An 11,729-nucleotide genomic window follows, 5' to 3' on the forward strand; every position below is an offset into this window, starting at 1 on the left:
TCAAGGGTAGTCTTTGGCCCCGTGTCGACCAGTCTGGCCATCGTCCGTCTTGACCCTGAGCTTCCGCTGCCCGTCCGCGCCCACGAGGGCGACGCCGGCATCGATCTCTACAGCGCCGAAGACGTCAAACTGGAACCCGGGCGACGCGCCCTGGTGCGAACGGGGGTTGCGGTGGCCATCCCGTTCGGGATGGTCGGCTTGGTGCATCCACGGTCGGGACTGGCTGCGCGAGTTGGACTTTCGATCGTCAACAGCCCGGGCACCATCGATGCGGGCTATCGCGGCGAGGTCAAGGTTGCGCTGATCAACCTTGACCCGACCGATCCGATCGTGGTGCACCGCGGCGACCGCATCGCCCAGTTGTTGGTGCAGCGGGTCGAATTAGTGGAGCTGGTCGAGGTGTCGTCGTTCGACGAGGCCGGGCTGGCCGAAACATCCCGTGGCGACGGTGGTCACGGTTCCTCCGGCGGACATGCGAGTTTGTGATGGCATTCGGTAAACGCACACCAAAAGACGACGCCGACACATCGGCGGCTGCAGCACCCGCAGCCCGCGACGCCGGCGAGCCGGTCCCCGAAGAGCTCGAGGGCCCGTTCGACATCGAGGACTTCGACGACCCCGCGCTCGCCGAGCTAGCCCGGCTCGACCTGGGCTCGGTGCTGATCCCCATGCCGGAGGCCGGCCAGCTGCAGGTCGAGCTGACCGAAACCGGTGTGCCGAGCGCGATCTGGGTCGTCACGTCCAACGGTCGTTTCACCATCGCCGCCTACGCCGCGCCCAAGACCGCTGGCCTGTGGCGTGAAGTGGCCGGCGAGCTCGCCGAATCGCTGCGCAACGACTCGGCCCAAGTCAGCATCAAGGACGGGCCGTGGGGTCGGGAAGTGGTGGGTACCGCCGCAGCCGGCGTGGTGCGCTTCATCGGTGTCGACGGCTACCGCTGGATGATCCGCTGCGTGATCAACGGGACCCAGGAGACGATGGAAGCCCTGGAGCAGGAGGCGCGAGCGGCTTTGGCGGACACCGTGGTTCGGCGCGGTGATACGCCGCTACCGGTGCGGACGCCGCTGGCCGTGCAGCTACCCGAGCCGATGGCGCAACAACTGCGCGAAGCTGCCGCTGCGCAACAGGCCGCACAGCAGGACGACGCCCAACGGGCCGAAGGGCAACAGGCACCGCCCAACTCGCCGGCCGCGCGCCGCAGCGTCGACGGGTCGGCTATGCAACAGCTGCGCACCACCACCGGCGGCTGACCGGCGCCGTGGCGCTGCCGCGGATGCGGCAGCAACATCCCAGCCGGGCGCTGCGGGTCGCCACATCGGCTACAGGTCGGCCAGCGCGCCCAGACAGGCTGCCCCCAGGGCGGCGGGATCCGCCCCGATCTGATCCAGCGTCACTCGCCGCAGCGCCGCGCGCGGCGCTGCGGCGACCCAGTCGAGGCCGGCCTGCAACGGGTGGATCGGATCGTCGACCGCGGCGGCCACACCCAGCGGCACGGCCAGCCCCGCCAACTCGTCGCAGCTCGGCGCGACGTAGGCGGCCGCCTCTTCCATGGCGTCGGGCAGATGTGGCCACTGCGCCCCCCATGAGCGGGTCAGCTCGTCGGCCAGCCACGGCGGGCTGGACGCCCGCATCTGGGTCGTGGTCGCCGCCAGCCCGTCGGTGCGCAACTGCGACGCCGAATACCGCGCCGCAAGGGCCGCGGGTGCGGCCCCGGGCGCGCCGGCCCACGCCGGGAGCGCGGCCAGCACCGCGACCGCCCGGTCGGGACGGGCCAGCGCCCATGCCGCCGCCACCGCGGCGCCGATCGAGACCCCGCCCACAGCGATCGGCTCTGTGCGTGCCGCGTCATCCAGCGCCGCCAGGTAGCCCTCGATCAACCGGTCGGGCCGCGGCGGCGGGGTCACCAACAGCGCGCCGATCTCGAACAGGGGACGGGAAAATGCCCGGTGAACGTAGTCGTCGTCGGAGCCGGTGCCGGGCAACAACACCGTCGTGACACCGCGCAGATCGACCACCACCTCTAGATAGTGCCCCGCCGTTCACCCGCCCTCCAACACGACGTTTGAGCCGGTTGGCGCTGGGGAACCAAGAGGTCTACGGTGTCCGTTGGCATATATGGAAGCGTCGAGGCTTATCAGCATTTGTCAGGAGTGGCCATGGGGGCCCAAGGGTATCTGCGCCGGCTCACCCGCCGGTTGACGGAGGATCCGGAACAACTCGACTCGGAGGAACTCTCCGACGAGGTCGCAAGCACCGGCGCGCAACGCGCGATCGATTGTGAACGTGGCCAGGAGGTCACGATGGTGGGCACTCTGCGTAGCGTCGAGTGCAACGGCAGGGCCTGTGCCGGCGGGGTACGCGCCGAATTGTTCGACGGCAGCGACACCGTCACGCTGGTATGGCTGGGACAACGCCGCATACCGGGCATCGACTCGGGCCGCACCCTGCGAGTGCGCGGGCGCCTCGGCAAGCTGGAGAACGGGACGAAGGCAATCTATAACCCGCACTACGAAATTCAGCGGTGACCGATCGCGAAGACCTGGGGGCAACCCCGCGGGAGCCTGCGGCGTCGGAACAAATGACCACTAACCGCATCAACCCGGAACGTCTGCTGGCTCAGGCAGGCGGGATCAGCGGCGTCATCTATTCGTCGCTGCCGGTGGTGGTGTTCGTCATCGTCTCCAGCGTGTCCGGATTGGTTCCCGCGATCGTCGCCGCGCTGGGGGTGGCCGCACTGATCTTGGTGTGGCGGCTCATTCGTCGCGAATCCGCGCAGCCGGCCTTTTCCGGCTTCTTCGGCGTCGCGCTGTGCGCGCTGATCGCCTACGTGCTGGGGGAGTCCAAGGGCTACTTCCTGCTGGGCATCTGGATGTCGTTGGTCTGGGCGGTGGTCGTCGCGGCGTCGGTGCTGATCCGCCGGCCAATCGTCGGCTACGCGTGGAGTTGGGCCACGGGGCGGGGCGACGGCTGGCGCGACGTGCCCCGCGCGGTCTACGCGTTCGACATCGCCTCGGTGGGCTGGGTGCTGGTGTTCGCCGCCCGGTTCGTCGTTCAGGGTTTGCTCTACGACGCCGATCGGACCGGCTGGCTGGCGGTGGCCCGCATCGCGATGGGCTGGCCGTTGACCGTGCTGGCCGCGTTGGCGACCTACGCCGCGATCAAGTCGGCACAGCGGGCCATCGCCGCCGCCGGTGTTCCCGCGGTCGAAATCGAACCCGGCGCCGTCACCGACTGATCAGTCCAGATTGTGGCGACCCGTCCCCCGCAAGGTACCCCCAGCGCCCGGCTCCGCCGCCCTGGGCATCACAACTAGCCAGCCGGGTTGTGGCTGCCCAGCAGCAGCTTCTGCAGGTCCTCTTCCGCCTCGGCGACGGCGACGAACAGCAACTCGTCACCGCCCTCCAGCGGCTCGTCCTCCTCGGGAACGATCACGCGGGGCCCGCGCAGGATCGTCACCAACGAGGTGTCCCGCGGCAGCTGCAGTTTGCGCACGGGCTTGCCGCCCCACGGCGTGTCGTCGGGCAGTGTGATCTCGACGAGGTTGGCCTGGCCCCTGCGGAATTCCATCAGCCGCACCAGATCACCGACGGCGACGGCCTCTTCGATGAGCGAGGCCAGCATGCGCGGCGTCGACACGGCCACGTCGACACCCCAGGCGTCGGTGAACAACCATTCGTTGCGGGGATCGTTGACCCGGGCCACCACCCGCGGTACTGCGAACTCGGTCTTGGCCAGCAGGCTCAGCACAACGTTGGCCTTGTCGTCGCCGGTCGCGGCGACCACCACGTCGAACTCCTGCAGGCGCACCGACTCGAGCAGGCTCAATTCGCAGGCGTCGCCCAGCCGCCAGTGCGCGGCCGGGATGGCGTCGACGTCGACGTGATCGGGATTGCGCTCGATCAGCGTAACGTCGTGGCCGTTGCCGATGAGTTCGCGGGTGACCGAGCGGCCGACCGCGCCGGCGCCGGCAACAGCTACCTTCATGTGCGCCGCTCCTCAAGCCGCTCGTTGGAATTCATCACAAGTCTTCGCTCGGTGGCAGCGCGGCGATGGCCACCGCCTCGGCGGCGCGGCCGGAGATCGCGGCGACATATACCTGGTCGCCCGACTGGATGACCGATTTGGGCTCCGGCAACACGCCGGCCCCGAAACGGATCAGGAACGCGACCCGGGCGCCTGTTGCCTGCTCGAGATCGGTGACGCGATGCCCGATCCAGTCCTCGTGCAAGACGACCTCGGATACTGCGACGGTGCCGGTCGGATCGCGCCACTTGGCCGTCTCGGAGTCGCGCAGCAGCGCGTTGAGCAGGCGGTCGGTGGTCCAGGGCACGGTCGCGATGGTGGGAATGCCCAGACGCTCGTAGACCTCGGCGCGCTTGGCGTCGTAGATGCGCGCCACGACCCGCTTGACGCCGAAAGTCTCCCGGGCCAGCCGCGCCGAGATGATGTTGGAGTTGTCGCCGGACGACACCGCGGCGAACGCGTCCGCTTCATCGATACGTGCCCTCAGCAGTACATCGCGGTCGAATCCCTGCCCCAGCACGCGCTCGCCGGCGTATTCCGGGCTGAGCCGGTTGAAGGCGGTGCTGTCACGGTCGATGACGGCGACGTCGTGACCGATCCGCGAGAGCCCGTCGGCGACCGAGGAGCCGACCCGTCCGCAGCCCATCACCACTACTCGCAACTTGAGGTCCTCTCGACCGCGTCCTGTACCCTTCGCCGGCAACCCGCGTCGGCCAGCCGTTTCGGTCGGCAAACATTCTCCTACGAACGCTACCGCCAAACCCGTCTGGGCTTACTCTTGGCTCTCGTGTCCAAACTTTCAACCGCCACCCGTCGGTTGCTTATCGGTCGGCCCTTTCGCAGCGACCGGCTGAGTCATACGCTGCTGCCCAAGCGGATCGCCTTGCCGGTGTTCGCCTCCGACGCCCTGTCCTCGGTTGCGTATGCGCCCGAGGAGGTCTTCCTGATGCTGTCGGTGGCCGGGGTGACGGCGTACGCGCTGACGCCCTGGATCGGGCTCGCGGTGGCCGCGGTGATGCTGGTGGTGGTGGCCAGCTACCGGCAGAACGTCCATGCCTACCCGTCCGGCGGCGGCGACTACGAGGTGGTCACCACCAACCTCGGCGACACTGCGGGCCTCGTGGTCGCCAGCGCGCTGATGGTGGATTACGTTCTGACCGTTGCGGTCTCGACGGCGTCCGCGATGGCGAACATCGGCTCGGCGATTCCGATCGTGGCCCAGCACAAGGTGTTCTTCTGTGTGGTGTCCATTTTGCTGGTGATGGCGCTGAATTTGCGTGGCGTGCGCGAGTCCGGGCTGGCGTTCGCCATCCCGACGTATGCGTTCATCGTCGGAGTCCTCGTCATGATCGGCTGGGGGCTGGTCCGGATCTTCGTACTGGGCAATCCGCTGCGGGCCGAGTCGGCCGGTTTCGAGATGCATGCCGAGCACGGCCAGGTCGTCGGCTTCGCGTTGGCGTTCCTGGTGGCACGCTCGTTCTCGTCGGGCTGCGCGGCGCTGACCGGTGTCGAGGCGATCAGCAACGGGGTGCCGGCATTTCAGAAACCGAAGTCGCGCAACGCCGCGACGACGCTGCTGATGCTGGGCGGCATCGCGGTGACCCTGCTGATGGGCATCATCGTGCTGGCCGAGAAGATCGGGGTAAAGCTCGTCGAGGATCCCGCGAGACAGCTCACCGGCGCGCCTGCGAACTACTATCAGAAGACCCTGGTCACTCAGCTGGCGCAAGCGGTGTTCGGTAGCTTCCACATCGGGTTCCTACTGATCGCGACGGTAACCGCCCTCATCCTGGTGTTGGCGGCCAACACCGCGTTCAACGGCTTCCCCGTGCTGGGCTCGATCCTGGCGCAGCACAGCTATCTGCCGCGCCAATTGCACACCCGCGGAGACCGATTGGCGTTCTCCAACGGAATCCTGTTCCTGTCCGGGGCGGCGCTGCTGGCGATCATCGCGTTCCGCGGTGAGGTCACAGCGTTGATCCAGCTCTACATCGTCGGCGTGTTCATTTCGTTCACGCTGAGTCAGATCGGCATGGTGCGACACTGGACCCGGCTGCTGCGCACCGAAACCGATCCGCGGGCGCGGCGCAAGATGATGCGTTCGCGGGTGGTCAACACGGTCGGCTTGCTGTCCACCGGCACGGTGCTGTTGGTGGTTCTGGTGACCAAGTTCGCGGCCGGAGCGTGGATCGCATTGTTCGCGATGAGCTTGCTGTTCGGAATCATGAAAATGATTCACCGGCATTACAACACGGTGAACCGCGAATTGGCCGAACAGGCCGCCGCCCAGGAGAATGTGGTGCTGCCCAGCCGGAATCACGCCGTGGTGCTGGTGTCGAAGTTGCATCTGCCGACGCTGCGTGCGCTGGCCTACGCGAGGGCCACCCGGCCCGATGTGCTCGAGGCCGTGACCGTCAGCGTCGACGACGCGGAGACCCGCGATTTGGTGCACAAGTGGGAAGAAAGCGATATCAGCGTCCCGCTCAAGGTCATCGCCTCGCCGTATCGCGAAGTCACCCGTCCGGTATTGGAATACGTCAAGCGGGCCAGGGAAGAATCGCCACGCACCGTGGTGACGGTGTTCATTCCGGAGTACGTGGTGGGCCACTGGTGGGAGCAGGTCTTGCACAACCAGAGCGCCCTTCGGCTCAAGGGCCGCCTGCTGTTCATGCCGGGCGTCATGGTGACTTCGGTTCCGTGGCAGTTGAGTTCGTCGGAGCGGCGCAAAACCCTGCAGCCGCACGTGGCGCCGGGTGACGCTCGTCGGGGAATCTTCGATTGATCCGCAAATCGACACGCGCGCCGCGCGCGGCGCCACCCCCGATGGGGGACCTGACCCTGACCACCGATGCGCCGGCCAACGGTGGCAGTTGCGTCGCGCACCACGAAGGCCGGGTGGTGTTTGTCCGCTACGCCTTGCCCGGTGAGCGGGTTCGCGTCCGGGTCACCGCGGATCGCGGATCTTATTGGCACGCAGAGGTTGTCGAGGTCGTCGACCCGGCGCCTGGCCGCATCACCTCGCTGTGCCCGATCGCCGGGGTTGGCGGCGCCGGCTGTTGCGACTTGGCGTTCGCCGCACCGGATGTGGCCCGCCGGCTCAAGGCCGAAGTCGTGGCCAATCAGCTCGAGCGCCTCGGCGGGCATGCCTGGAGTGGAGAGGCCGAGCCGCTGGCGGATTCCGCGCCGACGGGGTGGCGCACCCGCGTCCGGCTCGGCGTAGGGCCCGACCGTCGCGCGGGTTTTCACCGATACCACAGCGAGGAATTGGTGACCGACTTGCGTTGTGCCCAGTTGCCGGCGGGCATGCTCGACGGGATCGCCGACATCGGGTGGCCGTCGGGAGCCCAGCTGCACGTGGCCGTCGACGACGACGGCGTGCGGCACGTGGTGCGCACCTTGCGGCAGGGCAGGCAGACCGTGACCAAGGTGGCAGAGGGTCGCTACGAGGCGGTGCAACGCGTGGCCGGGCGCAGCTGGCAGGTGCCGGTGACCGCGTTCTGGCAGGCGCACCGCAATGCGGCAGACGTCTACAGCCGGCTGGTCGCCGACTGGGCGCAGCTCGGCACCGGGATGCGCGCGTGGGACCTGTACGGCGGCGCAGGCGTTTTCGCGGCGGTGCTCGGCGATGCCGTCGGGCACTCCGGACGCGTCCTCAGCGTCGACACCTCGCGCGCGTCGACCCGGGCCGGCCGGGCCACCCTGGCCGATCTGACCCAGGTGCACATCGTCACCGACTCGGTGCGCCGCGCGCTGCTGGCGCAGCGGGGGCGCGCCGACGTGGCGGTGCTGGATCCGCCGCGAGCGGGCGCCGGGCGCGAGGTCATCGATCTGCTGGCCGCCGCCGACGTCCGGCGGGTAGTGCACATCGGTTGTGAGGCAGCATCTTTCGCGCGCGACATCGGGATCTACCGCGGCCATGGCTACGCCGTCGAGAAGATCAGGGTGTTCGATGCGTTCCCGCTGACGCACCACACCGAATGCGTCGCGCTGCTGACCCGTTAACAGTCAGGCGGCAACGGCCCGGCCCGTGACCGCAATGCCGCCCGGGCGAGTCGCGCGACCGGATAGACTGCGTCGCGGTGTGCCGGGAAGTCTGGTCGGCGATGTCTTAACAGAACACTGTCGACCGATCGAAAGGCGCGCGTGCTTATCACCAAAGAACCAGCCGCGACTGTCGAGTCGTCTCGCTTGCGCGCGCGGTACGTCCTTACCGGTACTCGGTCGCAGCCGTCGTGAACGAGACCGTCCGCTACGCGCTGCTCGTGTTGTTCTCCAGTGCAGTCGGTTTGGTTGCGGTGCTGGCGAATCGACTAACCGAGCGGGTCAAGATCCCCGTGCCATTGCTCGTGCTGGTCGGAGCCGCCGTCGCGGTGCACGCCGTGCCCGCGGTGCAGCCCCCTTCCGAGCGGATCGTGGAACGGGTGATCACCATCGCATTGGTGTTGGTGCTGTTCGACGGCGGCATGCACATCGGGCCTTCGCGTTTCCGCGCAGCGGCCGCCCCGATCCTGTCGGTGGGTGTCGTGGGCACCGCCCTCACCGCGGCGGGGGCGGCACTGGTGCTCCACTACGTATGCGGGATCGGCTGGTTTCCCGCGATGCTCGTGGCCACGGCGGTGGCTCCGACCGATCCGGCCGTGGTCTTCTCTGTTCTGGGCAAACGCGAGATCAGCGGCCGTAGCGGCACGATCCTGGAGGGCGAGTCGGGTGCCAACGATCCGGTCGGCATCTCCTTGATGTCCAGCCTGATCGCCGCGGGCGGTCTTAGTGCAGCCGGATTCGCCGGCGTGGGAACACAATTCGTTCTTCAGATGGCGGTGGGCCTGGCCGTCGGTGTGCTCGGCGGTCGTGTCCTACTCGTCTTCATGCGCCGCGTCGCGTTGCCGAGCGAAGGTCTGTACTCGCTGCGGACGCTGGCGTCCTGTCTGATGATGTACGGCATTGCCACGCTCGCGCACGGCTCCGGATTTCTGGCCGTGTTCGTAGCCGGCATCGTGATCGGCGACGCGCGCGCGCCCTACAAGCCCGAGATCAAGCGATTCCACGCCGCCCTGGCCGGTTTGGCGGAGATCGTCGCGTTCGCCGTTCTGGGTTTGACCGTCGACATCAATGTCCTTGGTCATCCCGATGTATGGATTACCGGGCTCGTCCTCGCTGTCGCCCTGACAGTGCTGATCCGGCCGTTGGCGGTGGGCTCCTGCCTGGTTCCCGTCCGATTGCGGCGAAACGAACGCACCTTCGTTCTTTTCGCCGGGCTCAAGGGTGCAGTGCCTATCCTGCTGGGCGAGTTCCTGCGGGCCGCTCACCTCGCCGACGCCGAACGCCTGTACGGCATCGTGATCGTCGTCGTCGTCTTCTCGGTACTGGTGCAGGGCGGCTCGGTGCCTTTTGTCGCCAGACTGTTGCACCTGCCCATGCGCACTGTGGAGACTCGGCCGTGGCAAATAGGCGTGCGCCTCGCCGACGAACCGCACGGTGTCCATCGCTTCAGCGTCGCGAGCGGTTCTGTCGCCGAGCGTTGCACGGTCGAAGGTCTCGGTGACCGTGTCGGTGACATTTGGGTGAGCATCGTGGTCCGCACCACCGGCCTCGTGCCGGTGCGGGGCGACACCGAACTCGAGGCCGGCGACGAGGTCGTCATCCTGGCAGATCCCGAACTTCACGGCACCCTGGCCGAACTGTTCGGATCCGCGCGGCCACGGTGAGCGCCCGTCACGTCGCCTGTCGTTCTCGTGGGCGCTGCGTAGACTGACTGGATGCTGGAACAGATCCGCGGGCCCGCTGATCTGCAGCACCTTTCCCAACATGAACTTCGCGAACTGGCCGCCGAGATTCGCGAGTTCCTGATTCACAAGGTTGCTGCCACCGGGGGGCATCTGGGCCCCAATCTGGGTGTGGTGGAGCTGACGCTCGCCCTGCACCGGGTCTTCGACTCACCCCACGATCCGATCATCTTCGACACCGGTCATCAGGCCTACGTCCACAAGATGCTGACGGGCCGGTCCCTCGAGTTCGAGAGCCTGCGCAAGAAGGGTGGGCTGTCCGGGTATCCGTCGCGCGTCGAGAGCGAGCACGACTGGGTCGAGTCCAGCCACGCCAGCGCCTCGTTGTCCTACGCCGACGGCCTGGCCAAGGCCTTCGAACTGAGCGGGCATCGCAATCGCCACGTGGTCGCGGTGGTCGGCGACGGCGCGCTCACCGGCGGCATGTGCTGGGAGGCGCTGAACAACATCGCCGCCTCCGGCCGCCCTGTCATCATCGTGGTCAACGACAACGGCCGCAGCTATGCGCCGACGATCGGCGGCGTCGCCGACCATCTCGCCTCGCTGCGGCTGCAGCCCGCCTACGAGCAGGCTATGGAGAAGGGCCGCGATGCCCTGCGCGCGCTGCCGCTGGTCGGCAAGATCGCCTACCGCGTCATGCACAGCGTCAAGGCCGGCATCAAGGATTCGCTGTCACCGCAGCTGATGTTCACCGATCTGGGTCTGAAGTATGTGGGCCCCGTCGACGGGCACGACGAACGCGCGGTCGAGGCCGCGCTGCGGCACGCCCGTGGCTTCGGCCGCCCGGTGATCGTGCACGTGGTGACTCGCAAGGGGATGGGCTTCGCCCCGGCCGAGGACGACGAAGCAGAGCAGATGCATTCCTGCGGCGTCATCGATCCGGTCACCGGGCAGGCGACCAAGGTAGCCGGGCCCGGCTGGACGGCGACGTTCTCCGACGCCCTGATCGGCTACGCCAGGAAGCGCCGCGACATCGTGGCCATCACCGCCGCCATGCCCGGCCCGACCGGGCTGACCCCGTTCGGGCAGCAGTTCCCGGACCGCTTGTTCGACGTCGGCATCGCTGAACAACACGCGATGACGTCGGCCGCCGGCCTTGCCATGGGGGGCATGCACCCAGTGGTGGCCATCTATTCGACGTTCCTCAACCGGGCCTTCGACCAGATCATGATGGACGTGGCGCTGCACAAGCTGCCGGTCACCATGGTGCTCGACCGGGCCGGCATCACCGGTTCGGACGGCGCCAGCCACAACGGCATGTGGGACATGTCGATGCTGGGCATCGTGCCCGGCATGCGGGTGGCCGCACCCCGGGACGCCACTCGACTGCGCGAGGAACTCGGTGAGGCGCTCGAGGTCGACGACGGCCCCACGGCCCTGCGGTTCCCCAAAGGCGATGTGGGCGAGGATATCCCGGCGATCGAGCGCTGCGGATCGGGCATCTCGGGTGTCGACGTGCTCGCGGTCCCGGCCGGCGGGTGCAACCACGACGTGCTGCTGATCGGTGTCGGCGCCTTCGCGCCGATGGCGCTGGCGGTGGCCAGGCGACTACAGGACCAGGGAATCGGCGTCACGGTCATCGACCCGCGCTGGGTGCTGCCGGTCTCGGAGAGCGTCCTGGAACTGGCGGCCCAGCACAAGCTCGTCGTCACGTGCGAGGACAACGGGGTCAACGGCGGGGTGGGCTCGGCGGTGTCCGCCGCCCTGCGCAGCGCCGAGATCGACGTTCCGTGCCGCGACGTCGGACTGCCGCAGAGGTTCTACGAGCACGCCTCCCGCGGTGAGCTGCTGTCGGAGCTGGCGCTGACCGACCAGGACGTGGCCCGCCGCATCACCGGCTGGGTCGCGGCGCTGGGCAGCGGCGTCACCGAAGCCGAGATCCGCGAGCACCTCGACTAGTCGTCGGCGGGCGCCGTCATGCTG

General features: G+C 68.0%; 11 protein-coding genes. 8 read left to right on the top strand and 3 right to left on the bottom strand.

Translation table 11 applies throughout. The features are described from left to right. Positions 1-21: 21 nt before the first annotated feature. Both dut and A5652_RS03630 read left to right on the top strand, forming a co-directional pair. Complete coding sequence (dut, locus tag A5652_RS03625) at positions 22-486, top strand: dUTP diphosphatase (RefSeq protein WP_067346722.1); 465 nt, start codon at positions 22-24, stop codon at positions 484-486. Continuing rightward, positions 486-1,250 (top strand): DUF3710 domain-containing protein, encoded by a 765-nt coding sequence (locus tag A5652_RS03630; RefSeq protein ID WP_369805741.1) that lies wholly within the window; start codon positions 486-488, stop codon positions 1,248-1,250. Before dut ends, A5652_RS03630 begins: the two co-directional genes overlap by 1 nt. 69 nt (positions 1,251-1,319) lie before the next feature. On the opposite strand, the gene A5652_RS03635 is transcribed toward A5652_RS03630, so the two are convergent. Next, complete coding sequence (locus A5652_RS03635; protein WP_067346726.1) at positions 1,320-2,018, bottom strand: hypothetical protein; 699 nt, start codon at positions 2,016-2,018, stop codon at positions 1,320-1,322. A gap of 138 nt (positions 2,019-2,156) precedes the next feature. Between A5652_RS03635 and A5652_RS03640 the strand changes: the two genes are divergently transcribed. After that, complete coding sequence (locus tag A5652_RS03640; RefSeq protein ID WP_067346731.1) at positions 2,157-2,525, top strand: OB-fold nucleic acid binding domain-containing protein; 369 nt, start codon at positions 2,157-2,159, stop codon at positions 2,523-2,525. A gap of 53 nt (positions 2,526-2,578) precedes the next feature. Beyond that, positions 2,579-3,235, top strand: a complete 657-nt coding sequence (locus A5652_RS03645; RefSeq protein WP_067346743.1) for a DUF3159 domain-containing protein — start codon at positions 2,579-2,581, stop codon at positions 3,233-3,235. Positions 3,236-3,309: 74 nt separating this feature from the next. Here A5652_RS03645 and A5652_RS03650 read toward each other — a convergent pair whose 3' ends face one another. Both A5652_RS03650 and A5652_RS03655 read right to left on the bottom strand, forming a co-directional pair. Beyond that, entirely contained in the window at positions 3,310-3,984 is a 675-nt protein-coding gene (locus tag A5652_RS03650) for a TrkA family potassium uptake protein (protein ID WP_067346732.1), read from the bottom strand. A gap of 34 nt (positions 3,985-4,018) precedes the next feature. Further along, the gene (locus tag A5652_RS03655; RefSeq protein ID WP_156745136.1) at positions 4,019-4,684 is read right to left on the bottom strand and encodes a TrkA family potassium uptake protein; all 666 of its coding nucleotides are present in this window, start codon (positions 4,682-4,684) and stop codon (positions 4,019-4,021) included. Positions 4,685-4,810: 126 nt separating this feature from the next. Between A5652_RS03655 and A5652_RS03660 the strand changes: the two genes are divergently transcribed. From A5652_RS03660 to dxs, 4 genes are all read left to right on the top strand, one after another. Next, positions 4,811-6,805 carry an APC family permease gene (locus A5652_RS03660; RefSeq protein ID WP_067346746.1) on the top strand — a complete coding sequence of 665 codons (1,995 nt, stop codon included), beginning with the start codon at positions 4,811-4,813 and terminating at the stop codon, positions 6,803-6,805. A 41-nt stretch (positions 6,806-6,846) separates the two neighbouring features. Continuing rightward, positions 6,847-8,025, top strand: a complete 1,179-nt coding sequence (locus A5652_RS03665; RefSeq protein WP_067346734.1) for a class I SAM-dependent RNA methyltransferase — start codon at positions 6,847-6,849, stop codon at positions 8,023-8,025. Positions 8,026-8,255: 230 nt separating this feature from the next. Further along, positions 8,256-9,728 carry a cation:proton antiporter gene (locus tag A5652_RS03670; protein ID WP_067346735.1) on the top strand — a complete coding sequence of 491 codons (1,473 nt, stop codon included), beginning with the start codon at positions 8,256-8,258 and terminating at the stop codon, positions 9,726-9,728. 51 nt (positions 9,729-9,779) lie between these two features. Continuing rightward, the gene (gene dxs, locus A5652_RS03675) at positions 9,780-11,705 is read left to right on the top strand and encodes a 1-deoxy-D-xylulose-5-phosphate synthase (protein WP_067346736.1); all 1,926 of its coding nucleotides are present in this window, start codon (positions 9,780-9,782) and stop codon (positions 11,703-11,705) included. Positions 11,706-11,729: the final 24 nt, after the last annotated feature.

It is taken from the genome of Mycobacterium sp. 1165178.9 (genome assembly GCF_001673555.1).
Taxonomy (GTDB): domain Bacteria; phylum Actinomycetota; class Actinomycetes; order Mycobacteriales; family Mycobacteriaceae; genus Mycobacterium.